General features: G+C 39.0%; 26 protein-coding genes and 1 other RNA gene. 13 read left to right on the top strand and 14 right to left on the bottom strand.

Annotation, left to right across the window (positions count from 1 at the left end; genetic code table 11):
- Nucleotides 1-16 precede the first annotated feature (16 nt).
- The 4 genes from ACH8E3_RS13730 to ACH8E3_RS13715 all read right to left on the bottom strand — a co-directional run bounded on the left by ACH8E3_RS13730 (nt 17) and on the right by ACH8E3_RS13715 (nt 3824).
- Nucleotides 17-589 (bottom strand): TlpA family protein disulfide reductase, encoded by a 573-nt coding sequence (locus ACH8E3_RS13730; protein ID WP_458633206.1) that lies wholly within the window; start codon nt 587-589, stop codon nt 17-19.
- Between the two features lie 82 nt (nt 590-671).
- Complete coding sequence (locus tag ACH8E3_RS13725) at nt 672-1409, bottom strand: exonuclease domain-containing protein (protein WP_458633205.1); 738 nt, start codon at nt 1407-1409, stop codon at nt 672-674.
- On the bottom strand, nt 1406-2455 hold the full coding sequence (locus tag ACH8E3_RS13720) for a DUF294 nucleotidyltransferase-like domain-containing protein (protein WP_458633204.1): 1050 nt from the start codon (nt 2453-2455) through the stop codon (nt 1406-1408). The genes ACH8E3_RS13725 and ACH8E3_RS13720 overlap by 4 nt, the downstream gene beginning before the upstream one ends.
- A complete protein-coding gene (locus ACH8E3_RS13715) occupies nt 2442-3824 on the bottom strand; it encodes an ammonium transporter (protein WP_458633203.1) in 1383 nt (460 codons plus the stop codon). The genes ACH8E3_RS13720 and ACH8E3_RS13715 overlap by 14 nt, the downstream gene beginning before the upstream one ends.
- Nucleotides 3825-4051: 227 nt before the next feature.
- On the opposite strand from ACH8E3_RS13715, the gene ACH8E3_RS13710 reads away from it, so the two are divergent.
- Both ACH8E3_RS13710 and ACH8E3_RS13705 read left to right on the top strand, forming a co-directional pair.
- A complete protein-coding gene (locus ACH8E3_RS13710) occupies nt 4052-4483 on the top strand; it encodes a MerR family transcriptional regulator (protein ID WP_458633229.1) in 432 nt (143 codons plus the stop codon).
- Nucleotides 4484-4533: 50 nt separating this feature from the next.
- The gene (locus ACH8E3_RS13705; RefSeq protein ID WP_458633202.1) at nt 4534-5214 is read left to right on the top strand and encodes a zinc metallopeptidase; all 681 of its coding nucleotides are present in this window, start codon (nt 4534-4536) and stop codon (nt 5212-5214) included.
- Between the two features lie 26 nt (nt 5215-5240).
- Here the strand turns inward: ACH8E3_RS13705 and ACH8E3_RS13700 are convergent, their stop codons facing one another.
- Nucleotides 5241-6161: a LysR family transcriptional regulator gene (locus tag ACH8E3_RS13700; RefSeq protein WP_458633201.1), complete on the bottom strand. Its 921-nt coding sequence runs from the start codon at nt 6159-6161 to the stop codon at nt 5241-5243.
- A gap of 41 nt (nt 6162-6202) precedes the next feature.
- Complete coding sequence (locus ACH8E3_RS13695; RefSeq protein ID WP_458633200.1) at nt 6203-6805, bottom strand: rhomboid family intramembrane serine protease; 603 nt, start codon at nt 6803-6805, stop codon at nt 6203-6205.
- Between the two features lie 118 nt (nt 6806-6923).
- Here ACH8E3_RS13695 and tpx point away from each other — a divergent pair, with 118 nt between their 5' ends.
- Nucleotides 6924-7442, top strand: coding sequence for a thiol peroxidase (gene tpx / locus ACH8E3_RS13690; protein ID WP_458633199.1), 519 nt, complete (start codon nt 6924-6926; stop codon nt 7440-7442).
- 96 nt (nt 7443-7538) lie between these two features.
- Here tpx and ACH8E3_RS13685 read toward each other — a convergent pair whose 3' ends face one another.
- The 3 genes from ACH8E3_RS13685 to ACH8E3_RS13675 form a co-directional block, all read right to left on the bottom strand.
- On the bottom strand, nt 7539-7931 hold the full coding sequence (locus tag ACH8E3_RS13685; protein ID WP_458633198.1) for a DUF1499 domain-containing protein: 393 nt from the start codon (nt 7929-7931) through the stop codon (nt 7539-7541).
- 179 nt (nt 7932-8110) lie between these two features.
- Nucleotides 8111-8301, bottom strand: a non-coding RNA gene (ssrS, locus tag ACH8E3_RS13680) — 6S RNA.
- Nucleotides 8302-8349: 48 nt separating this feature from the next.
- Complete coding sequence (locus ACH8E3_RS13675) at nt 8350-9099, bottom strand: YesL family protein (RefSeq protein WP_458633197.1); 750 nt, start codon at nt 9097-9099, stop codon at nt 8350-8352.
- Between the two features lie 171 nt (nt 9100-9270).
- On the opposite strand from ACH8E3_RS13675, the gene ACH8E3_RS13670 reads away from it, so the two are divergent.
- Nucleotides 9271-9369: a YjcZ family sporulation protein gene (locus ACH8E3_RS13670; RefSeq protein WP_458633196.1), complete on the top strand. Its 99-nt coding sequence runs from the start codon at nt 9271-9273 to the stop codon at nt 9367-9369.
- Nucleotides 9370-9456: 87 nt separating this feature from the next.
- On the opposite strand, the gene ACH8E3_RS13665 is transcribed toward ACH8E3_RS13670, so the two are convergent.
- Nucleotides 9457-11052 carry a DEAD/DEAH box helicase gene (locus ACH8E3_RS13665; RefSeq protein ID WP_458633195.1) on the bottom strand — a complete coding sequence of 532 codons (1596 nt, stop codon included), beginning with the start codon at nt 11050-11052 and terminating at the stop codon, nt 9457-9459.
- A 340-nt stretch (nt 11053-11392) separates the two neighbouring features.
- Here ACH8E3_RS13665 and ACH8E3_RS13660 point away from each other — a divergent pair, with 340 nt between their 5' ends.
- From ACH8E3_RS13660 to ACH8E3_RS13645, 4 genes are all read left to right on the top strand, one after another.
- Nucleotides 11393-12214, top strand: coding sequence for a YitT family protein (locus ACH8E3_RS13660; RefSeq protein WP_458633194.1), 822 nt, complete (start codon nt 11393-11395; stop codon nt 12212-12214).
- Nucleotides 12215-12394: 180 nt separating this feature from the next.
- A complete protein-coding gene (locus tag ACH8E3_RS13655) occupies nt 12395-12589 on the top strand; it encodes a hypothetical protein (RefSeq protein ID WP_458633193.1) in 195 nt (64 codons plus the stop codon).
- A 195-nt stretch (nt 12590-12784) separates the two neighbouring features.
- Nucleotides 12785-13966, top strand: a complete 1182-nt coding sequence (locus tag ACH8E3_RS13650; RefSeq protein WP_458633192.1) for a putative glycoside hydrolase — start codon at nt 12785-12787, stop codon at nt 13964-13966.
- A 30-nt stretch (nt 13967-13996) separates the two neighbouring features.
- Nucleotides 13997-15346 (top strand): MATE family efflux transporter, encoded by a 1350-nt coding sequence (locus ACH8E3_RS13645; protein ID WP_458633191.1) that lies wholly within the window; start codon nt 13997-13999, stop codon nt 15344-15346.
- 78 nt (nt 15347-15424) lie between these two features.
- Here ACH8E3_RS13645 and pfkA read toward each other — a convergent pair whose 3' ends face one another.
- From pfkA to ACH8E3_RS13630, 3 genes are all read right to left on the bottom strand, one after another.
- The gene (gene pfkA, locus ACH8E3_RS13640) at nt 15425-16396 is read right to left on the bottom strand and encodes a 6-phosphofructokinase (protein ID WP_458633228.1); all 972 of its coding nucleotides are present in this window, start codon (nt 16394-16396) and stop codon (nt 15425-15427) included.
- Between the two features lie 17 nt (nt 16397-16413).
- A complete protein-coding gene (locus tag ACH8E3_RS13635) occupies nt 16414-17499 on the bottom strand; it encodes a tetraprenyl-beta-curcumene synthase family protein (protein WP_458633190.1) in 1086 nt (361 codons plus the stop codon).
- A 254-nt stretch (nt 17500-17753) separates the two neighbouring features.
- Complete coding sequence (locus tag ACH8E3_RS13630) at nt 17754-18497, bottom strand: YebC/PmpR family DNA-binding transcriptional regulator (protein ID WP_458633189.1); 744 nt, start codon at nt 18495-18497, stop codon at nt 17754-17756.
- Nucleotides 18498-18681: 184 nt separating this feature from the next.
- Here ACH8E3_RS13630 and ACH8E3_RS13625 point away from each other — a divergent pair, with 184 nt between their 5' ends.
- From ACH8E3_RS13625 to ACH8E3_RS13605, 5 genes are all read left to right on the top strand, one after another.
- Nucleotides 18682-18915 carry a hypothetical protein gene (locus tag ACH8E3_RS13625; protein ID WP_458633188.1) on the top strand — a complete coding sequence of 78 codons (234 nt, stop codon included), beginning with the start codon at nt 18682-18684 and terminating at the stop codon, nt 18913-18915.
- Nucleotides 18916-18921: 6 nt separating this feature from the next.
- The gene (locus tag ACH8E3_RS13620) at nt 18922-19101 is read left to right on the top strand and encodes a hypothetical protein (protein WP_458633187.1); all 180 of its coding nucleotides are present in this window, start codon (nt 18922-18924) and stop codon (nt 19099-19101) included.
- 209 nt (nt 19102-19310) lie between these two features.
- Nucleotides 19311-21101 carry an oligoendopeptidase F gene (gene pepF, locus ACH8E3_RS13615; protein WP_458633186.1) on the top strand — a complete coding sequence of 597 codons (1791 nt, stop codon included), beginning with the start codon at nt 19311-19313 and terminating at the stop codon, nt 21099-21101.
- A 119-nt stretch (nt 21102-21220) separates the two neighbouring features.
- A complete protein-coding gene (locus tag ACH8E3_RS13610) occupies nt 21221-21562 on the top strand; it encodes a LapA family protein (RefSeq protein WP_458633185.1) in 342 nt (113 codons plus the stop codon).
- Entirely contained in the window at nt 21543-22580 is a 1038-nt protein-coding gene (locus ACH8E3_RS13605) for a M42 family metallopeptidase (protein ID WP_458633184.1), read from the top strand. Before ACH8E3_RS13610 ends, ACH8E3_RS13605 begins: the two co-directional genes overlap by 20 nt.
- 402 nt (nt 22581-22982) lie before the next feature.
- Here ACH8E3_RS13605 and ACH8E3_RS13600 read toward each other — a convergent pair whose 3' ends face one another.
- A complete protein-coding gene (locus tag ACH8E3_RS13600; RefSeq protein WP_458633183.1) occupies nt 22983-23429 on the bottom strand; it encodes a GNAT family N-acetyltransferase in 447 nt (148 codons plus the stop codon).
- Nucleotides 23430-23971 lie beyond the last annotated feature (542 nt).

Genomic DNA, 23971 nt, shown 5'->3' with positions numbered 1-23971 from the left:
GAGCATCACTCTTTTGCTATAAATTATTACTGTTATGAGAAGATCTAATTAATCGTTTAACTTTGTCTTCCAATTCTTTCGCTGAGACGGTTCCCAGAATAATCTCCTGTATCACACCGTGCCTATCAATTAACACATTCGTTGGAAAGGCCATTCCTTCGTACTGATCAAATATCGTTGCCTCAGGATCTAATAATACTGGGAATTGCAGATGATAATCCAGAACGAATTTCTTAGCATTCTTCATGTTATCGAAGCTTGTTACGTTCACACCATAGATAATAAGATCTTCTGCATATTGGTCAGCTATTCTCACTAAATCAGGTGCCTCCAGTTTACATGGATCACACCAAGAAGCCCAGAAATTCACAATAATGGCTTTGTCTTGCTTGCCACCCACATGGTATTCCTTGCCATCTAATCCAGTAGCTGTGAAGGAAGGTGCTAAAAGACCTGCCTTAGGACCAGACTTTGTAGGTAGTGATTCATCCATTTGAAAAACAGTCTCAACCCTCGGACCTGTATTCTGTTGTATAACGATTGCGACCAGAATTAATGCGACAATCCCGACCATGATGTTACGTCTCATGAATGTTGACTTCCTTTTCTAAAAAGTGATTACTTCTTATTCTACCCTCTTTCTGCAATAACTTACAGCATGAATCCTCAATCTATGAACGACTTAGATAGGCATAAAGATCACTTAATGTATCTACCCGACGTTTGGATATAATAGAAAGATAAGATGCCCACAACTCGGCTGTCATGTAAGCATCTTCTAATGCATGGTGTCTCCCCTTAATAGGAATGTGTTGATCTATTAATAATTCATCAAGACCGTAGCTTGATCGATTTGGTTCAAGCCATCTGGCTATCATCATTGTGTCAACGACACGATGACCCAATTGAGTCTTTGATGTTCTCCATAAAGCGGCATTCAAAAAGGATTTATCATGTCCGCTACCGTGGGCTACTAAGACCCTTCCCCCTACAAAAGACATGAATTCATGCAATACCGTCATCAGTGGCGGTGCTGTCTCCATCATTTCCTGGGTAATCCCCGTCAATTCAGTAATACGACTTGAGAGTTGTTTACCACAATCAACCAATGAATAGAACATTTCTTCTTTTCTCATTTCAAGCCCTGTCATTCTCACAGCACCAAAAGATAGAATTTCATCTCCATGTTGATGGCTAAATCCTGTAGTCTCCAGATCGAATACTACCGTCTCAAGCTTAGATAAAGGAATGTTTAGTATCCCGGGTTGTCGCTGCTCCTTCATTAACGAGCGAATAAAGGCCATTTTATGAGCCGTAGGGTCTCCCATGACAGAAGCTATAGCAGAGGTCAATCCACCTTGCCGTAGTATACTCCAGAAGCCATCGCTATCTTTTACAACATCTTTCATATCCTTCGCCACCCAGCGTACCTTAATAAGCGTTGTAAATCCCTATGAGTCTTTCTAACAACACCTAATGCGGCACGAAGTTCTTCTGAAACCATCTTTCTTTTTAACGCTTCCTGTGAAATATAATGGCTACCTGAGAATAATCCTTCTGTTTGTGTGCAGGAAGTTGACACCCTCAATTGGACTGCAGTCTCAAAAGCGTGTTGACAATTCACAAGCGAATGATTATTCGGGTTTAACCTAATTAATTGTTCTAACCTTCTTTGTGTCATCGTCTCTTTCACACCGGAGCGTATGGCCATACATCTTATAAAGTTAACCAACGGAATATAAACACCATATTTAACATCGAATTCACCTGTATGCTCTCCAAATCGTTCCGTAACAACTTGACCTAGTATATTTAGGGTTGCCTTGTGTCTAACGGTATTACGTAATACTGCATATTGAAGTGCTGCATTGTTGTCAAAAGAGCTATAGAAAGCATCGTTAAGTTCATCCGTTAAATCTTCATCTCCTGAAATATGACGCATATCCATGGCTGTGATTAAATAACGAATCGGCTCCCAACTCAACTCATTTCTCCACTCAGATAAAGTTGATTTCCAACTAGCTAGTGTTTGACGCCACCTGGGCTCTTCGCACATCACTTTACCCAGACATTTCTCATAACCTAAATAGGCTAGTCTATTACACAATATTATTGAAAATTGTTCAAAATAAAGCTCCTTACCTTCATTTAACTCATCACTAATGATAAGTCCATTATCTTGATCACTCCACATGGTAGACTCCAATCGTCCAGCGCTTCCAAACACAACAAATGAATATCGAACAGGAGGAAGGCCGCGACCCTCCTCCACCATCTCTTGTTCACAAAGTTCAACTGCTCTTCTGAATATCAAATCATGCATATGATTGACAAGTGATATCCATTCAAAAATAGGAATCATACGTTTTAATTGTAATAACTCTTGCTGCGTAGCAATCCTGTTCTCTCTTAGTTCTGCCCATGTACTCGTATTTATAATATCATCTAATTCCATCGATATCCGCCAACAGCTTCATTTGTTCAGGATAGCCGTACGTACCATGCTCACTAATGTCTAATCCCATCATCTCTTCTTCTTCCGTAACCCGAAGTCCCATAACTACCTTCATAGTACCCAGAATAATGAGTGAGATAACCAATACAAATCCAAATGTACCAACAACACCTAGAATCTGTACCCCTAATTGATAGAATCCACCACCATAGAACAACCCGGCTTGACCTATACCGATCAAATTCACAAGTTCTGGTGTAGCGAATAACCCTGTAGATATCGCTCCCCAGACACCTGCTATACCATGAACAGATACGGCGTAGATGGGATCATCTAATCCTGCACGCTCTAACCATTGTCCAGCTATGAATGCTATTACACCTGCAATTGCACCTATCACAATGGCAGCCCATGGTTCAACAAAAGCACATGAGCCAGTGATTGCTACTAACGCAGCGAGCACACCATTCAACATACTTGGAATATCCCCTTTACCTAACTTTATCCAAGTAATAGCTAATGCAGCTAATCCACCACCCGCTGCTGCAATATTCGTAGTTAATGATACATATCCGAAGAATCCACCCAGACCTGTTAAAGTACTTCCTGGATTAAATCCAAACCAACCTATTAACAAGATAATGACACCGAGCACGGTATAGACTTGATTGTGTCCTGGAATCACATTGGGTTTGCCATCCTTATTATATTTACCTAAACGTGGTTTTAATAGATATGTTGCTACAAAGGCTGCTGTAGCCCCAGTTAAGTGAACAACCGTTGATCCTGCATAATCTTGCATACCTAACTTTGCCAACCAACCACCTCCCCAGACCCAATGAGCAACAATCGGATAGATGATGATCATGAACAACGTCCCAAATATAATGTATACACTTAATTTCGCACGTTCAGCCATTCCTCCAGAAGCAATAGCCAATGCAATTGCGGCAAATGACATTTGGAATAAGAACTTAATCGTTAAGGGAATATCCGAACTGGCTAAGGAATCAAATGATCCAGCCATACGATCACCGCTCAAGAAAAATCCTGTGAGACCTATCATGCCATTCCCATTACCAAATCCTATACCAAAACCAACTGCCCAAAAGACGATCACTGAAATTCCCAAAGTAAGTACAGTCTTTCCTGCAACATGACCCGCATTTTTCATACGAACAGATCCTGCTTCGAGTAGCACAAAACCTGCTTGCATGAAGAATACGAGCATAATCGCTAAGTAGACGAACACCGAGTTAATTCCAGATTGTAACTCTGCATTGGTTGCCACGCCATCTGCCAATACACTTATCGGAAAAATCAACAATAAGATTATACCAATGCCAATACTAAGCCACTTCTTCTTCATTCTCTCCATCCCCTTTGCGTCATATATAATGACATTCTTTATTGTATCTAGTGCCATTATAAGCAAATCCAGTGAAATGGGATAATTCAAATTACATAAGCTTTCGATAAAAAAATGTTATGAGCCACCATTTACCTGCTTGAAAGTGAAACGTTTGACTGTATGGTTGTTCTTCAAGTATCATATTTTAAATAAGCATATGATTGAGGTGATTGAACATCGGAGATATTATATTGTACCGTATTGGAGAATTAGCTAAATTGGCAGGGATCAGCGAAAGAACAATCGATTACTATACCAAATTAGGTTTGATTACACCCGAAAGACGAACACAGAAGAACTATCGTCTTTACAGTAATGAAACCTCTGATCGGTTGGTACGTATTATTGATTTAAAGAAAGAGAAATATACTTTAGAGGAAATCAAAGAAAAGTTAGATAAATGGCATATGATTAGCGAGGAAACACAAGTATCAGAGAAGCTAACTTACCTAGAGCTACATTTGCTACAATTAGAGAAAGAAGTCAGAGAACTTAGCCCTCTCATTGAACAAATGAAACCCGTGCAAGTTAAACGCGTGCTAACACAATTGCTACCGCAGGGAGCGGCATGTATGGAAGCTCTGAAGATATTACTCGATCATGGACCATTGATGTAACTTCATCTAGTCCCCTCATAAAGTAACACCATCATTCAGGAGGTTAATCAATGAATTCTAATTCCATGTTCATTCTAATTATTGTCGCATTCTTATTCTCATTGTGGGCACAATCGCGTGTTAAAGGAACTTTCAATAAATGGGCTAAGGTACCCATTCATAACGGTTTAACAGGCTATGAAGCCGCTAGACGTATGCTGGATGCTAATGATCTACAACATATCCCCATCGAACCTGTGAAAGGCACATTAACAGATCATTATGATCCTATCCACAAGGTCGTGCGTTTGTCAGAACCCGTATATTACGAGAATTCCATCTCTGCTGTGTCTGTTGCCTGCCATGAGATTGGTCATGCCATACAACACAAAGAGCACTATCCTATGCTTGTTCTGCGCCATCGGATGTTCCCAGTTGTTAATTTCGCTTCGCGGATAGCACCTTTCTTATTAATTGCGGGATTCTTGTTCGCAGCAACTAATCTGATCGGACTAGGAATTATCTTCTTCTCTGCGGCTGTAGCATTTCAACTCGTTACATTACCTGTTGAATTCAATGCTAGTAGTCGTGCTCGTACTGTGATGATTGAACAAGGTTTTATTTCGAACGATGAAGAACGAGGTGTAGCCAAAGTTCTTAACGCTGCCGCACTCACTTACGTAGCTGCTGCATTAATATCTATTCTTGAGCTAATTCGTTATGTTATGATCTTCAATAGTAATCGCGACTAGACCAGAAGAGAACAAGAACCCTCCAATTAACTAATTGGGGGGTTCTTGTTCTCTTCTGGGATGCAGTTAAAATATTCAAGCAAGAAGTTCCGGAATGCTTGTGCAACTAACGGCAACTTCTCATCTGATCTATGGATGAGTCCAATCGTACGTGTTATTGTCGGTTCAGTTACTCTAACTCGTGCCGGTTGAAGTGGATTACTATTGAAGAAGGCCATTTCAGGTAAAAGACTCACGCCCATACCCGCACCAACTAATCCACGAATGGTGTCCGTCTCTTCTCCCTCAAAAGCAATCTCAGGCGAGAATCCAGCTTTATGACAGGCTTCAATGACAATAGGACGAAGTGAATATCCTTTACTAAATAAGATAAATTTATCTTCTTTTAATTGATTTAATGTAATTGATTCTTGATCAGCCAACGCATGATTAGATGGTAGGATGGCAAATAATTCTTCCGTTAAAAGAACATCCCCCTTCACAAAATCGTGCTCCTCTGGGAATGGTGAAATAAATGCTAGATCGACTTCTGCTGAGATTACATCCTTAATCAGGGAAGGATACATCCCTTGCTTAAAGCGAAATCTCACATTGGGATATCTCTTTCTGAATTCAGCCACAACGCTTGGAATCAGATTAATACCTAGACTATGCGGAAATCCAAGACGTATTTCACCACGTTCAGGATCTAGAAACTCATGCACTTCTGCAACTGCCTTTTCGAGATCCTTCATTAGAACTTCCACTCTTTTACAGAACAAGTGACCGACAGGAGTTAATTGAAGATTCCTCCCCTTTTGCATGAATAAATCTACACCTAATTCTTGTTCCAGTTGATGAATCTGCCTACTCACCGCAGACTGTGCTACATGAAGTTCTTCAGCCGCTTGCGTTACATGCTCTTTCTGTGCAACTTTCATGAAATAGTGCAACTGCCTCAGTTCCACGTAAGTGATCGCTCCAATCTAAAGTATATAATTTTGTTGTCTTATCGTCTTTTTATAAGTCTAATGATCAGTCCATATACAAAGAATCCGCCTAGAACGCCACCAACGTGAGCTATCAGGTTTACATTCGGAATAACAAATGAGTAAATCATACCAATCCCTAGCATAGCATACAAAGTCTTACGAGAAGCTTCATCAATTATTTTACGTTGAAGTAACGCGATATAGAGGAAAGCTCCATATACCCCGTAAATGGCACCAGAAGCCCCAACTGAGATAATATTCTCACCAATCTGGGTATTGTATGCTGTGGAAAGAATATTAGCCAACACACCACTTAATAGATACAACATTGAATATCTCCACCAACCCATAAGACGTTCAAGTGGTGGCGCAAAGACCAATAGTGCGAAGCAATTAAACAATAAATGATCAAATCCATAATGAAGAAACATGGCTGCGACATATCTCCAGCTTTCTCCACCATTGACTAGTCCACCAAATCGATACAATGTTTCGATATTCGTTGATCCACCATTTAATGATAATACTAAGAACATAATAATATTAGCTAATAATAAAAGAGTTGTCACAGGGTAGAATTTAATATAACTCTTCCAATTCTCATATCGTATGAATATCATCTTAGCCATCCTTTCGTTATACTCATTTATACTTCACAATTGGAAATAAACGTTCAACTGCATTATACTTAGACTTGAAGTTCGTACTTAAACCAATTATTCAAGGAGGAATGTCATAATGCCACAAGATCGTACAGGTATAGCTACTCTTAAAGGTAACCCCATTACATTGGTAGGTCCAGAATTAAAAGCAGGTGACCAAGCCCCTGACTTCACGGTAAGTAAGAACTTACTAGAAAATGTATCATTAAAGGATTACGCAGGTAAAATCAAGTTAATCAGTGTCGTGCCATCTCTTGATACAGGAGTATGTGACGCACAGACTCGACGTTTCAATGTAGAGGCAGATCAACTCGGACAAGACGTTGTTATATTAACCATCAGTATGGATCTACCCTTCGCCCAAGAACGTTGGTGTGGTGCAGCAGGTGTCGACAGTGTCGTGACACTTTCAGACTACAAAACAGCATCATTCGGTGAAGCTTACGGTGTATTGATCAAGGAATTAAGATTAGATATGCGCTCCATCTTTGTTATTGACAAGAATGACACCATCGCATACGTGGAATACTTGAAAGAAATGACCGAACATCCTAATTATGAAAATGCTATAGCTGCAGTTAAAAACTTAATATAAGTCAAACTAAAAAAAGCGAGAGAAAGAGATTATCTTTCTCTCGCTTTTTGAATACAGCCTTGTCCGTAATGAATGGAAATATAAATGATTCATTTTTTAAGACGTTACTTTATATTTAGCTAATTTCTTATCAATAATTGATAATAAATGAATAATATAACGATAATTAGCTCCTAAATCTCCGAATGAACCTCTTGAAGCCGAATATATGTCTACTGCACTACGGACTGGGCTGATAGATAAAACAGATACGGTAATATCCACTGTGCGCCCCATAGCACTTCTCTTTTCTAGAATAATCTCCCCAACAGTGGGTACTTCATGTAAAACTTTATATCCTGGAATTTTCTTTAGCGTGGAAGTGACTTCCTCCCAAGTTTTATCTTTCGATAGATTATAATAACGCGTTTTCATTTTCGGATCTTTGACTCGATCGCCCGTTCCTTCTTGACTCCGTACGATCCCCGTTAAAACTCTCTTTAAGGACAAGATCGTTCCCCCTTTATATTATCCATCAACACATACCTATTAGTGTAACATTGAACTGTTCAGAACAAAAGAGGTACGAGCCTAATTTATCATATTAGTGAACAAAAAAAAGCATTCCCATATCGTTATAATAACGATATGGGAATACAGATATTGATAAATTACATTCATTATAAAAAGAGAATCCCGCTTATGCCGTCCGACCAAATAGTCTTCTGAACCTGCAGTAGCAGGTGGGTGATTTCAGAAATGCTTTTGAAGTCCCCATGTCATATAGACAGGGCGTTTCAGCTACGTTCCTTATTAATCTCCCTAGACATCATCATTGGTTCAAAATAACGATCAGCCGTGGCGTACATCGCAGGATGTGTTTTTATTATAAGCTTAAACACTTTAAAAGTAAACTGAAATAAAGAGACTATTTAACGGTATTTTCTTCCTGTTTCTCTTCTTCAAGAAGCCTCAACCGCTCTGCCTGTTCCTGCATTTTAAGATAAGAACTATAGAAGTTAAAGAATGACCAAAATGCAATTAATGTAACAACAAAGAAGAAAATAATCACCGGATATAGCGAGGCAGCATACAACAACACTCCGCAACCTAACACCGTTGATATCATTCGAAATGGTCGAATTACAGTTAGAAGGATAGCATTCTTAATAATCTTAAAGATACCTAAATGATAATGTACCACCATCGAGAAGAAGTTAAACATGGATACGAATAAAATAAGGAGTAATAAAAGCATAACACCACCTACTAGTTGTAGGTTACTCATGGTCATATATACTTTAAAATCAACCCACATAATAACAAATAATAATGTGTAGAATATTCCACCAATCATACTTTGTTTGTAATTTTCCTTATATCCCGTGAAAAAGGTTCGAAATACTGGAACATCTACATCACCCATAACCCATTTACGAACGACTGTAAATAATGCCGAGATAGCTGGGAATAATAAGAATGGTGCCAAAATACCCAAAACCCAATTCAATAACAATTGTTCGTCTACTGCATCTGGTGTTTGTAACAGTAAATACTTAAGCATCAATACAAATACAAATGGTAATGAACAGATTAGCCATAATACGTTACTGTAAGCTATCCGTGTAATCCATTCTGTTAATCTGTAGAGCCCCCCCATTGCACCTTTGAATTCCAATAGTACTCCTCCTCTGTCATTAAGCCTGTACATAATAATATAACGCATTTCACACTGACAAAGCCAGTGCCTATTTTCAAGCTTCTAGGTAGGTGTCTAAACACGCTTTAAGATATAGCATAGTGTATAAGGTAATCTAAGTAATTCACAAATTAAAGGAGGTCTTTTACAATGTCAATGCCTGTAGGAATGGGAGGATTTACTTCAACTAGTGCAATCCTTGTATTGTTCATATTATTAGTTATTATCACACGTGCCTTCATTATTTAATTATTCATTATAACGAAATTAACATGAGTAAAGGCGGAGTGTAATTACACTCCGCCTTTGGTAACTCATGAGATGAGCTGATATTTCTTATTCGAATGAACTGTCAGGACGCTTAGCTGGGCGACTGCTACTTGTGCTACTACTGCTAGGACGAGGTCTACTCGTACGTGTTGCAGAATCACGAGAAGCTCCACCGTCTTTATTGTAGCTACTCTTACCAGCGTAACCACCACGACTACCTCCACCATTGCTATCACGACGATTATTGCTGCTACCAGCGCTTGAACCGCCACTACGAGATCCATAACTACCTGTTGATGGCTTGCGGCCATTACGAATATCTGGCTTACGACGTTTCGCACGCATTGGATCTTCTGGAGTCAAGTGAATGTCTGAATCCTTCTTCTCACCAGTAAGCAACTTCATAGCTGCTGTAAGCAATTGAACGGAATCATATTGCTCCAACAATTGAATAGCCATACCTTTATATTCGTTCAAATCGCCATTCTCTAACGTCTCAAGCAATCTTTCTGCTGTAACACGTTGTTTACCTTCAACAGCCTCAGCCATTGTAGGAAGCGGTTTACGAGCAATACGGTGACGTGTCACACGCTCTATAAAGTGGAAATGATCCATTTCACGTGGCGTAACGAAAGACAATGCACTTCCTTCTTTACCCGCACGACCTGTACGACCAATACGGTGTACATAGCTCTCAGGATCTTGAGGAAGATCGAAGTTAATAACATGTGTAACACCTGACACATCTAATCCGCGGGCTGCAACGTCTGTTGCAACAAGTACATCTATACTTCCGTCACGGAATTTACGCATAACTGCATCACGTTGATTCTGAGACAAATCACCATGCAATCCGTCAGCTGAATAGCCACGTTTTTGCAACGCTTCAGACAATTCATCAACACGACGCTTGGTACGACCAAATACAATCGCAAGTTCAGGAGAATCCATGTCAATAATACGACTAAGTGCTTCGAATTTCTGACGTTCTGGAAGTTCAATGTAAGACTGAGCGATTAGAGGTCCACTATCCATTTGCTTAGGAATAACAGAGATGTGCTCCGGGTTGTTTAAGAACTGTTGAGCAAGCTTCTGAATGTTCGCAGGCATAGTAGCAGAGAACAAAAGCGTTTGGCGTTCTGCTGGAACTAGCTTTAGAATAGATTGAATATCGTCCATGAAACCCATATCCAACATTTCATCTGCTTCATCAAGTACTACAGTCTGAACATCATTCAAGCGAATTGTTTTACGATTGATATGATCCAATAGACGTCCAGGTGTACCAATAATAATCTGTGGCTTATTCTTAAGAGAACGAATCTGACGGCTTATATCTTGACCACCGTAAATAGCTAATGAACGAATACCTTTGAAGCGAGCAAGTTTACCAATTTCTTCTGATACTTGAATCGCTAACTCCCGTGTAGGCGCCATGATTAGAGCCATAATTCTCTCTTCGGATTTACTGATCTTAGCAATCAATGGAATACCGAAAGCTGCTGTTTTACCCGTACCTGTTTGTGCTTGACCAATTAAATCTCTACCTGCCATAGCGAGTGGAATAGCTTGGTCTTGAATGGGTGTAGATTCTTCAAATCCAAGGTCCGTGATTGCTTGGAGGATTTGGGGCTCCAAGTTAAATTCTGCAAATGTTTTCAAATAATTTCATACTCCTTCTATAGAGTGGACATTCCACATCTTCTAAAGTGGACATTCCACATTCTTGTCTGTATTCTTAAGTAGCGGCATACAGTTATAGGATAGCCATACATGCCACAAAATATTGCTTCAACATAAGGTTCATTCACTAGTCGTGATATTTGTAATTCTATATGACTAATGGGTTATTATTTTGCCGAAAAACCGAAAATAACACTATTGTACAACCCTACTCAAGAACATCCAATACATTATATCACAAACAGAGTGGCTATTACTACTAAAGTGGTAAGTTTATATTTTTTTGTGATTAGAACAACGTTAAAGGTGGTTTTATTTCGTGTTAAATAAATGTTGGTCGTCATTTGTAGTTATTCTGGGTGCAGCTATTATTGCATGCGGATTCAACCTATTTCTGGTTCCACATCAACTACTCAGTGGAGGTGTTTCTGGCGTATCATTGCTCATCAGTTATTTCAGTGATTTCGGCGTCAGTACCATGTATCTCCTCATTAATATTCCATTATTGATTATCGGTTGGTTTAAGCTTGGCAAAAAGTTCATTAGCTACAGTATCCTTTCCGTTGTTGCCACAACATGGTTCATTGCGGTTATCCCCGTCAATCAGGTTGCCACGGATATATTGATTGCTAGTGTGTTCGGAGGCGTATTGGTAGGAATAGGTGCCGGTATATCGTTTCGTGTTGGCGGTTCATCCGGAGGATTTGATATTATTGGATCCATCATTACACGCTATCACGATTTTCCTGTCGGCACTATCCTAGTAGGTATGAATGCCGTGGTTATTCTGCTTGCAGGGTACTTTAATGAGAATTGGAATATTGCTCTGGCTTCTATGGCATCTATTTATATAACGGGGAAAGTATTGGATGTTATTCATATCAGTCATATCAAAGTAACCGTATATATTATTACGAACCAAACGGAAGAGTTACTCTCTAAATTACTCGTCATTCAACGGGGGGTTACCAAGATCAAGACAGAAGGCGCTTATTCACACGTACCAAAGGATATGCTCATGACAGTCACAACACGCTATGAACTAGCTGAACTAAAAAGTATTATTAAACAAACGGACCCACTTGCATTTGTAAATATTGTTGAGACGGTTGGTGTCATGGGTTCATTTCGTAGAAGATAATTCCACATTTGAATCCGTGTCTTCTCCTTCATTATATGATATAGTTAATCATAAGCAGTTCATCATTGATTCACCATAATATAGACTATCTTCCTGAATGCTAAGGCACTGAAGACTTTTCTAATTCGCTACTGTAGTCATTGTACGGGTGAAGAATTCGAAAGAGGAAGGGTGATATTTATGGATATGGAATCCGTTAAACTGTCCCACATCGTTATGCGTTGGTATCCTAATATGATGCCATTCCTTAAACAAGATGAACTCGATCTACTGATCATGCTTAGAGATGGCTTTAACATTCTTGAACCACTTGATGCGATGGAGATTATCCAAGTCAGTATTTGTGAACATCAGAATTCAGCACGTATTCATTAATAATAAGCAACTATGATTATCATGCCGTCGTCTCCTCCTTATGGGCGGAGATGACGGTATTTTTATGTGTAGACACATAAAAATAATCTGGATTGATCGAACTCAAAATACGTCAATATGTTACAAAGCTGTTATATCAACTTAATATTGTTTATATATAATAAATACACATTGTACCTCAAGGGAGAGAAAAACATGAATATCATCTGGGCATTATTACTAATCGCTTTAGGAAGTAGTACGGGAGGTCAGGTTGACGACAACAGCACATTAAGCATTTTGAATACAGCTATTCATTCATCTATTAACGCATTACAGCAAGATAGCGAAACAGCTACTGGCAATCAACCTAATGATCCATCTATAAAAGTTGATCCACAGCCAGATGCCCCTATTGTTAAAGGCATATATGTGACAGCACATAGTGCAGGCGGCTCTCGAATGACAGAACTTCTTGATCTTACGGACTCATCAGAACTGAATGGTATGGTTATTGATATTAAGGACGACGCTGGCTACATCACATACAAAACAGAAAATCCAGCTCTTCAAAAAGATGGAAACCTCAAGCCATACATTAAAGATATTCATTTACTTATGGAAAGGTTAGAAAAACATAAGGTGTACCCTATTGCACGTATCGTTGTCTTCAAAGATACATTCCTTGCTATGAAGCAACCCGAACTATCTTTTGTTAACAAGGATGGAACGCTCTGGAAAAATGGGAATGGGGATGGCTTCGTCAATCCATACAGCAAGGAAGTCTGGGATTACAATATTGAAATTGCCAAAGAAGCCGCTAAGCTTGGCTTCAAAGAAATCCAATTTGATTATGTTCGTTTCCCAGAAGGTTTTGATAAGCGAGCTGACATCTTGAAATATATCAAGAGCGACTCCTCAAGAGTAGATGTTGTATCTGACTTTGTACAATATGCACGCAAGGAACTAGCTCCACTTGGAATACGTATATCTGTCGATATCTTTGGATATGCCGCATCTGTTCCAGCAGCTGAAGGCATTGGACAAGATATGGTCAAAATTTCTGACAATGTAGATGTTATAGCACCTATGGTATACCCAAGTCATTACTCCACTGGATGGTATGGAGCGACCAATCCCGACAAAGAGCCGTATAACGTCATCAAAGGTTCTATGGTAGATACGCATAAGAAATTAGAATCACTAGTCGATCGCAAACCGATTATACGTCCTTGGATTCAAGATTTCACTGCAAGTTGGCTTGGTAGTGGACACTATACAAAGTACGGCAAGAAAGAGGTAGAAGAACAGATACGGGCCCTGAAAGATATGGGTGTGGATGAGTATCTTCTATGGAATGCTAATAATCGTTATAGTAAAGGTGTCGTTTATAAATAACTTTTACTATAGGTTGAAAAGAAGGTAAACATGAAACAATCCACCACCTTACGAGGTAAGTTCAAACAGTTTATAGCGATATTACTTCCTATTCTTATTACTCAAATATCATTATCGGCTATTACTTTTTTTGATACGAATATGTCAGGCAAATCAAGTTCTATCGATCTAGCTGGTGTTGCTGTTGGTTCAAGTCTCTGGGTCCCTATTCAAGTGGGGATCACAGGGATTCTAATCGGACTTACCCCTATTGTATCCCAGTTGATAGGAAATAATCATAAACATACAATTTCATATCATGTTGTGCAAGCACTTTGGCTCTCCATCATTCTCGCACTACTAGTCATCCTAATAGGAGCCTTTACCATCACTCCTATATTGGATCTTATGAGCTTGGAGAACAGTGTACAGCAAATAGCTCATCAATTCTTACTCGGAATATCCATAGGGATACTCCCTTTATTCGGCTACACCGTTCTACGTAGTCTTATTGATGCGCTTGGTGAAACACGTATCTCGATGATCATCACGCTTATTGCACTACCTATCAATATTAGCCTTAATTATTTATTAATATTCGGTAAATGGGGTTTCCCACGCTTAGGTGGTGCTGGAGCAGGGATCGCTTCCGGAATAACCTACTGGTGCATTTTCTTCATCGCGGTTTATTTCATTCAACATAAGCCATCATTGGCCGTTCTAGGGATATTCCGTAAATATCACAAGATCTCTTTATCGAGCTTTAAGTCCATACTAACCATAGGTATTCCAATTGGGTTCTCTATCTTCTTAGAAACGGCTGTATTCGCCGCCGTGACATTGTTAATGACACCATTCAGTACAGCCACAATTGCCGCACATCAGGCTGCTCTTAATTTTGCTACAACGTTATATATGATCCCATTAAGTATTTGTATGAGTCTAACAATACTAGTCGGATTTGAAAGAGGTGCTGGTCGAAATAAAGATGCGAAGCAATACGCTGGTCTTGGGATCAGCTTTGCCGTTGCCTTGTCTCTACTTACCGCTATTTTTCTTATATTTGCAAGCAGACAAATAGCACTGCTCTATTCAAATGAAATCGCAATTATTGAACTTATTCAACATTTCCTTATGTATGCTATTTTCTTTCAGATATCGGATGCCATTGCTACACCAACTCAAGGCGTACTTCGAGGATACAAAGATGTGAATGCTTCATTTGTTATTGTATTTATTTCCTTTTGGGTGATTGGACTTCCTGGTGGATATGCTCTTGCCCACTTTACTTCATTGGGAGCAGATGGGTATTGGATTGGATTAATAGCTGGATTAGCCATTGGAGCCTTGTTATTACTTATCCGTCTACTGCGTATCCAGCGGATGATAGAAGCTAAATAAATATATGAACAAAAGGGGTTGTCTCATCAGCTATTCTACAATAGCCGTTAAGACAACCCCTATTTTCGTGTACCATTATTATTGTGATAGACGCGCTGCTAATTCATACAATTCCATATTGAATTCTTTTTTACTATTCACAACTGTATCAATATCCGTTAGAACCAACTCATTCTTAATGATACCGCAGGCTTTATCTGATTCACCCTTAATTAGCATTCTTACAGCGAAATCACCAAGTCGACTCGCAAGATTTCGGTCTGCTGGTGTCGGTGTACCACCACGCTGAATGTGTCCTAATACAGTTACGCGCGGCTCTAGTGTTGGACAACGATTCGTTAATTGCTTCGCTACATCTTCTCCAGTGCCTGCGCCTTCAGCAACAACTACGATACTATGACGTTTGCCATGCACGAAGTTCTGCTCCATGCGATCAGCTATTTCATTCATATCAAAATTCACCTCGGGGACAATAATAGTCTCTGCACCTGATGCTAGTCCTGCATGTAATGCAATATCTCCACAGTGTCTACCCATTACTTCTACAATGGATGAACGCTCGTGTGATGACATCGTATCTCTAAGCTTGTTAATCGCATCCACCACAATACTTACAGCGGTATCAAACCCGATGGTGAAATCTGTATAGGAAATGTCATTATCAATCGTACCTGGTAATGCCATTGTATTAATACCTAACTTACTTAGTTTATTAGCACCATGATATGATCCGTCACCACCAATAACGACTAGACTATCAATGCCGTGCTTTCTTAATATTTCTGCACCTTTTTGTTGACCTTCTAACGTTTTGAACTCTATACAACGAGCAGATTGAAGCACGGTTCCACCACGTTGAATGATATCTCCAACACTTCGTAAATCCATTGAGAATATATCATCATTTAGAAGTCCTTGGTACCCTCTTTGAATACCGTACACTTCCAATCCATAATACAAACCACTGCGCACTACTGCTCGAACTGCTGCATTCATACCTTGAGAATCTCCACCACTTGTTAGTATTGCTATTTTTTTGACTGACATGATATCTCTCCTCCTATTTTTCACTTATACAGGTACTTACGAATCCAACGACTATTTATGAAAAAGAAGATCCGTGTTAGTGGACTTCCTCTCATTAATTGCTTCGAAGCCTTAACGACTTCTTGTTGCTCACTAACTTTGGGATCGGATAAATATATAGCCAATAGTCCCTCAATGATCATTCTATGAAAGCTTGGTGATGGTATCCTCATTGTATCTTTTCTAGCAGCATCAACAAACATTGTGATTCGTTGCAACATATCTTTAGAATCGGTGTAATAATTGCAAAAGTTAAGATCTCCACCAATACGATCTTCTTCCTGATCAATCAAATAGTCCAACAAAATGTGCAAACAGCATATATGCGGAAAGTACGAGTTATGAATAGATACAGCTTCTTCTTCAGACATTTCATCACTAGATGCCGCAAGAAACAACATAAATACACCTAACGTCGAACCCGTTGCTGCAGCAAATTCTTGCCATTCTAATTGTGGGGCTTTGTGTTTATGCAATGACCACCAGTTCAGAAGAGCTTCTTCTCTGCGATCTGGAGCAATATGCTTGTATACCTGCAAATCAATATACAGACTTACCAGATCTCTTATGTATGGCTGTGCTACATCATAACTAGGAAGCATTACAATACAACTCTGACAACTTTTCACTAATTCTAAAAGATAACCACCATCATCAACCTCTTGGTGCATAGCATAATAATCACATAATTGTGCAGTAGGATCAACGGCATCTAGCATAGACTGATGAAGTAATCTGAAATCCTCTGGATCCATAGACGTACTTCGGTCACATAAATTATCTAGATAGTCACTAATCGTCTGATAAGAAACAATTAAACGTATTAATATATTTCTATAAGGCGAATCAATGGCTGCATATACAGCACCACCTTGACAATGGAATTGTTTCGTATCCATACTGTCAAGTGCCTGATTCCGTAATTCTTGATCTGGTATTGCAAGTGCACGTTGACGCCAACTTGCTAGTTCTGTACGAACCGCTGGAAGAATATGCTTATATACCATGGACATCAGACGAACGGGGTGACCTGGAACTTGAGAAAGGTTTTGCTTAAGTTTGCTCAATGACGGTGCCTCCACAATGCTCTCTTCTTATCATCCTAACCAAATTACTGTTATTATAATATGTACCCCCATATAGTACAAATAAATGATGTCACATTCTTTCGGATTTTCTAAAAATAAAACGAATGTTGTCTAATTTAATCTACGGTTGAATACATTCGTTATCACAAATATCCTTATGTTAGTATAACATCAAAATGCACTGGCTCATGATTGAATCAAGAGCCAGTGCATTGAGCATTGTCATCAACCTATTAGTGACCCATCCGTTCCATTTCATCATCACTAATCTCAAAATTAGTATAAACATCTTGAACATCATCATTATCTTCAAAGGAATCCATCATACGCAACAGTTTCTCAGCATTCTCACCCTCAACATCTACCGTGTTCTGAGGAATCCATCTGACTTCAGAGCTACTAAAATCAAGTTTTTCTTCCAGTTGCTTTTTGATCGCTTCGAATTCATGTGGATGAGTGATCACCTCGTAACTATCATCGTTCGTAATAACATCCTCTGCGCCAGCCTCGATCGCTTGAAGCATCAATGTATCTTCATCTAAATCTTCATATTTCTCACGATCTATGACCAGCAATCCCTTTTGATCAAACATATAGGCAACACATCCAGACTCGCCCATGTTCCCACCTAGCTTATTAAATATAGATCTTACATCCGCAGCTGTGCGATTACGGTTATCTGTTAGACATTTCACCATAATAGCCACACCACCAGGACCATAACCCTCATAATATATTTCATCATAATCTACATTGTCATTATTACCGGATGCCTTCTTAATCGCACGTTCAATGTTATCTACAGGCATACTAATCTGCCTTGCATTGGCGATTGCCGTCTTTAGACCGAAATTAGCATCCGGATTAGACCCACCTTTGCGAGCTTGTACATAGATTTCACGGGCAAGCTTTACGAATTTATTGTTTTTAGCCTGATCTGCTTTCCCTTTACGATCTTTAAATAACTTAAACTTCATAACGAGCGCTCCCTATAAAATTGATTATTTCATAGCTACTATTGTAGCATTCTATCGTTGATTCGGTCAAAGGAATGTCAGCCCCATTTTTAGACTACATGAACTTTATTCTACGTTTTTATTTGCTTTTATAAGCGTGTGTGCGTTATCATTTTATCAAAAGAGCAAACGGAGAAATGTGACTATGATAAAAAAACATGAAATATACAAAAAAGACAACTTTAATATGATGACCATAGAGGTTCAAGGTAAATATCTTGTACTTCGTGAAATTTCAGACCAATGGGGTGAAGAAACTCAGACCTTTCTTAGTCGACCTGCATTAATGCACTGGGCTAATAATCGTTTCCCCAAAGAAGAGTACCTTGATAATGAAGATGAATGGCGCGCTATCATAGCTGCCTTTAAAGGAGTTTAATTTCCAATGGATTCAAACAGTACACTAATCTTTATCATTTGTGCTTTTGCTCTAGGTGTCGCCCTAATCATGGGTAAAAATTCAGTTCCACCTTCATTTAGGCGCTGGATGGCACTTACTGCTATTATCATGATTCTTACTTCCTTTGTATTAATCTTATTTAGCTTTATAACGATGGGTTTTTAAACAGATCTTGATGTCGTGTTAATATGTTGTCCTCCTGGATATACTATGGGCTGATTGTATATTCAGAAGGAGGCATATCGCTTATCATATCAACTAGAACTGTATCGCTCATTCTTGGCATAAGTATATTATGTACTCCCTCAATTTCAGAAGCTTCATCACTTCAACAACCCCAGCCTTTAATCTCAAATCACGTAAGGAGGATTCCCATGGAACAACTAATGAAACGCTCGGAAGTATCTAGTGATCATCAATGGAACCTACAAGATTTGTTTGCAGATCAATCCAGTTGGGATAAGACATATGCTGAAGTTCAGAAGGAACTCAGCACAGTTAGCAAGTTAGAAGGCAAACTTAATTCTGCTCAATCCGTGAAACAATGCTTCACATTGGAAGACGACATCTCTAATCAGGTTGAACGTCTATTCGTATATGCTCACATGCACCATGATGAAGATACCACTAATCCTACATATCAAGCACTGACTCAAAAGGCCAAGAAATTAAGTGTAGATGCTAATGAGGCCCTCTCATTTGTAACACCGGAGATCTTATCTCTACCGGATGCTACATTAGATCAATTTATCGCAGATTCAGAGTTATCAGACTTCAAGTTCACGTTACAAGAAATGAAGCGCGAGAAGGCGCATGTTCTGACGAAGGCAGAAGAAGCCCTTTTAGCTCAAGTAGGCAACTTGTCCCAAGCACCTCAAACGATCTTTGGTATGATTAACAATGCCGACATGAAATTCCCAAAAGTGAAAGACGAGCACGGTAAGGAAGTTGAACTAACTCACGGCAGTTATATTCAGTTTCTTGAGAGTCCTGACCGCGAAGTCCGCAGTCGAGCTTTCAAAGCGATATACGAAACATATGGTAAACAGAAGAATACGATTGCCGCAACGTTAAGTGCAAATGTTAACAAGAATGTATTTTATTCACGCGTTCGCAAATACCCTTCTGTCCTTGAGATGTCCCTGTATGGTGACAATATTTCGAAAGAAGTCTATACCAATCTAATCGATACCATTCATGAGAGCCTACCTCTGCTTCACCGCTACATGAAACTTCGCAAGAAGCTACTTGGCGTTGATGAATTGCACATGTATGATCTCTTTGCACCCCTTGTAGATGAATATAAAATGGATATCACATATGAGGAAGCAAAGAAAACGATTAAAGAAGGTTTAAAACCTCTAGGCGATGATTATTTAAATGCATTGCAGACTGGTTATGACCAAGGTTGGATTGATATTTACGAGAATGAAAGTAAAAGAACTGGCGCATACAGCTGGGGAGCTTATGGTACACACCCTTATGTCCTCTTAAATCATAAGGATAATCTAAATAGTATGTTTACATTAGCCCATGAAATGGGTCACGCATTACATTCACACTATTCTGATCAAGCATTGAAATATCGTGATGCACAATACACCATTTTCCTTGCCGAAGTTGCTTCCACGACGAATGAAGCTTTGTTAATGGATTACTTATTGAATAAATCAACGGACCCCAAAGAGAAAATGTATTTACTTACTTATTATGCGGACCAATTCCGAACAACGGTGTTCAGACAGACTATGTTTGCAGAATTTGAGAAAATCATTCATGAGTATGCTGAACAAGGTGAATCGCTTACTCCTCAAGCACTATCGGATATCTATTATGAATTAAATCTCAAGTACCATGGTCCTGATATGGCTGTTGACAAAGAGATTGAGATGGAATGGGCACGCATTCCACACTTCTATAACAGTTTCTACGTTTATAAATATGCAACAGGCTTCTCGGCTGCAACAAGCTTCTCCAAGCAAATCTTAGATGAAGGTAAACCCGCTGTTGATCGTTATCTTGGGTTCCTTAAGAGCGGTGGAAGTGACTATTCCATTAATATTCTAAGTAAAGCTGGCGTAGATATGTCTTCCCCACAGCCAATTCGTGATGCGATGAGCGTATTCGAAGAATTAATTACACAAATGGAGCAATTAACGAAGTAAATTGCGTGTTTTATAAGAATCCCTTGTCCATTTGGTCAAGGGATTTTATAATGTGATTAAAGAACCGCTTCCAAAGGTGACTTTATATTATAACCCATCCCTTGAAAGGAGTTGTCGATATGAAAATGCAATGGTCTTTGATCGCTGGGCTTGTATTCGCCCTACTTACCGCTTTCTTTGCTGTCATTAATGTGAATCCAGTTCGTGTAAACTTCTTTTTTAATGAGGTCAACATCCCTCTTATTCTGTTGATATTAGGATGTACATTGATTGGAGGAATCATCGTTGGTTCCTATGGCATTTATAGACAATATAAACTACAAAGAGAAATAAAACGCCTATCTAATCAACTGGATATCGTCATGAAAGAGACTGGTTATGTCATCCCAATCGAGACGATTCCAACACACACCACAGAGAATAACAAGGAGGAAGACTCGATTGTCCATTCAACCCAATGAGACTTATATTCTAAGTTTTCTACACACACTATTACAAATACCCAGCCCTAGTGGATTTACGACAGATATCATGAAATGGATCGAGGAGGAAGCTAGCGCGCTTGACGTTCCTCTAACACGCAATCATAAGGGCGGTGCCATCCTGACTATACAAGGTCATGATAATAGCCGTACAGTGGGGCTGAGTGCTCATGTGGACACGTTAGGTGCAATGGTGCGTGCGATAAGACCCGACGGCACAATTCGAATGACGTTAGTTGGTGGTTTTATGATGCAGGCTATTGAGAACGAATATTGCACCATTCATACACGAAATGGTAAGAAGTACACAGGAACCATTCTAAGTACACATCCATCTGTTCATGTCTACAACGATGCACGTGATTTCAAACGTCTTGAAGAACATATGGAAGTACGCATTGATGAGCTTGTTCAGTCCAAAGAAGACGTCCTGAAATTAGGAATTTCGGTTGGGGATTTCATTTCTTTTGACCCCAGAGTTGTTCTGACAGATAGTGGATATATAAAATCTCGTCATCTGGATGATAAAGCCAGTGTTGCTGCATTATTCGGACTACTTGAATCTATGAAGCGCGAGAGTTGGAAGCCACGAAATACGCTTAAGATTCTGATCTCTAATTATGAAGAGGTAGGCCATGGTGCATCCTCCATCCCTGAAGATATCGAGGAATTAATTGCCGTAGATATGGGTTGTATTGGTGATGACCTTAGTTGCACGGAAATGGACGTATCTATTTGTGCGAAGGACTCATCTGGTCCATACGATTATGATATGACCAATCTTCTTATTTCTTTGGCAGAATCAGAGAATATTCCTTATGCCATCGATATCTATCCTTTTTATGGGTCAGATGCGTCTGCGGCTCTAAGAGGTGGAAACAATATTCGTGCGGCACTGATTGGTCCGGGTGTCCATGCTTCTCATGCTATGGAACGCACGCATAAGCAGGCTATTCTTAACACAACGAAGTTGCTTGGCGCATACTTACAGCAATAACGTAATTCATGAACATACAATAATGGGGCTGATCCATAAGTCATGAAAATGGCTAGGAGCACCCCATTTGTTTTTTGTGAGAGAATAGTTAGTTATCTGAGAGGACGCTCCGCGAACGGATCGTTTCTCCAGTCGCTGTGGTCTCCAAATTTCTAAATTGAAACCGCTAGGGGGTGAAATTCGGAGACCAAGGCGACCGCTAGCGCTTTTACGAAATCGTTCCGTCCTCTGCACTACTTTAAGCATATTTTTGCAACTTTTCAACCGAAAACAACACAAAAAAATCGCTCTTTTTGGCAAAATGAATGTCACTTTAGGAGTTGATTTGCACCTATTTTAAATGTTATTTTGCACAGACCCAAATAAGAAAGAGATGGCAATCGCACCCGTTTGTGAAAAGTTTCATTTCAATTTTTTTTTCAAATATAGCCTAGTTTCATCTTGACCTACTAGAACCCAACCTTGTTTGTTGTAAAATAATACATTTTCAGTGAATAGAACATGAGTGGCCAATTTTATCTCTGAATATCCTTTATTTATAGTCTCTTGTTCTGCGAAGTTTAGCAAAAACTTCCCTAACCCTTTAGCTTGAAATTCAGGATCTATAGCAATATTAGCAAGTGATGCATAATCCTCTTTAAACATCAATACTAATCCAGCGATTATTTGATTATTAAACTCCACAACCCAAACCGGAAAAGAAGAAATTTCATCTTTATAATTTACTTTCATTGGAGGTAGATCTTTAATATTTATCCTATCCGAATACTTTGAATAGGCTGAGTGCATGCATTTTTGAAGCTCAGCAGCATCTTTTAAATCTGCTTTTCTTACATTCCAACTAATCATTCTTAAAACTCTCCTTCGAAGTACTCAATTTATAAAATAGCTAAATTTTTACTATTCAACACATACATTCAATAAACCTGGGTCCGTTTAAGGCACAATCCTTCTTCAGCAACTGACCCCTGATTGTGAAAGTTCTCATTTCAAATACATATTCATATATACCTTAGTTTCATCTTGACCTACGAGAACCTATTCCAATTTATTGTGAAATGATATATTAATCATAATTTTAGTTTTCTCGACATGTTCAATTATGTTGGCTTATTTGGACACTTTTATATTTCTTCATAATTTAGTATAAAAGATCTTCTACATTATTTATCGTTAAAACTTCGGGGTATAATAGGCATATGACATATTAATTCGGAAAATATTAATTCTTTCTTAGGCTAGTATTTTGTAGCATAAAGTAATCAGAGATTGAGTTTTATAAAGCTATACCAATACTCAGCTCAATACTATTTGGTATGTTCCCAGTCTACAACTAGAGTGTGTAAAATAGATTGTGTAAACTCCCAAATCTATTAAAATAGATATATAGG

The organism is Paenibacillus sp. CMAA1364, assembly GCF_054373195.1.
Note: the sequence above shows the minus strand (reverse complement) of the source record. Positions and strands in the feature narration are given on the sequence as shown.

Bases quoted from the DNA above. Each gene is read 5' to 3' on its own strand.
- ACH8E3_RS13625 (WP_458633188.1), top strand. From the start codon at position 18,682: ATGATAAAAAAACATGAAATATACAAAAAAGACAACTTTAATATGATG.
- ACH8E3_RS13705 (WP_458633202.1), top strand. From the start codon at position 4,534: ATGAATTCTAATTCCATGTTCATTCTAATTATTGTCGCATTCTTATTC.
- ACH8E3_RS13645 (WP_458633191.1), top strand. From the start codon at position 13,997: ATGAAACAATCCACCACCTTACGAGGTAAGTTCAAACAGTTTATAGCG.
- ACH8E3_RS13655 (WP_458633193.1), top strand. From the start codon at position 12,395: ATGGATATGGAATCCGTTAAACTGTCCCACATCGTTATGCGTTGGTAT.
- ACH8E3_RS13620 (WP_458633187.1), top strand. From the start codon at position 18,922: ATGGATTCAAACAGTACACTAATCTTTATCATTTGTGCTTTTGCTCTA.
- ACH8E3_RS13720 (WP_458633204.1), bottom strand. From the start codon at position 2,455: ATGGAATTAGATGATATTATAAATACGAGTACATGGGCAGAACTAAGA.
- tpx (WP_458633199.1), top strand. From the start codon at position 6,924: ATGCCACAAGATCGTACAGGTATAGCTACTCTTAAAGGTAACCCCATT.
- ACH8E3_RS13630 (WP_458633189.1), bottom strand. From the start codon at position 18,497: ATGAAGTTTAAGTTATTTAAAGATCGTAAAGGGAAAGCAGATCAGGCT.
- ACH8E3_RS13670 (WP_458633196.1), top strand. From the start codon at position 9,271: ATGTCAATGCCTGTAGGAATGGGAGGATTTACTTCAACTAGTGCAATC.
- ACH8E3_RS13695 (WP_458633200.1), bottom strand. From the start codon at position 6,805: ATGATATTCATACGATATGAGAATTGGAAGAGTTATATTAAATTCTAC.
- pepF (WP_458633186.1), top strand. From the start codon at position 19,311: ATGGAACAACTAATGAAACGCTCGGAAGTATCTAGTGATCATCAATGG.
- ACH8E3_RS13715 (WP_458633203.1), bottom strand. From the start codon at position 3,824: ATGAAGAAGAAGTGGCTTAGTATTGGCATTGGTATAATCTTATTGTTG.
- ACH8E3_RS13730 (WP_458633206.1), bottom strand. From the start codon at position 589: ATGAGACGTAACATCATGGTCGGGATTGTCGCATTAATTCTGGTCGCA.
- ACH8E3_RS13650 (WP_458633192.1), top strand. From the start codon at position 12,785: ATGAATATCATCTGGGCATTATTACTAATCGCTTTAGGAAGTAGTACG.
- ACH8E3_RS13725 (WP_458633205.1), bottom strand. From the start codon at position 1,409: ATGAAAGATGTTGTAAAAGATAGCGATGGCTTCTGGAGTATACTACGG.
- ACH8E3_RS13610 (WP_458633185.1), top strand. From the start codon at position 21,221: ATGAAAATGCAATGGTCTTTGATCGCTGGGCTTGTATTCGCCCTACTT.
- ACH8E3_RS13600 (WP_458633183.1), bottom strand. From the start codon at position 23,429: ATGATTAGTTGGAATGTAAGAAAAGCAGATTTAAAAGATGCTGCTGAG.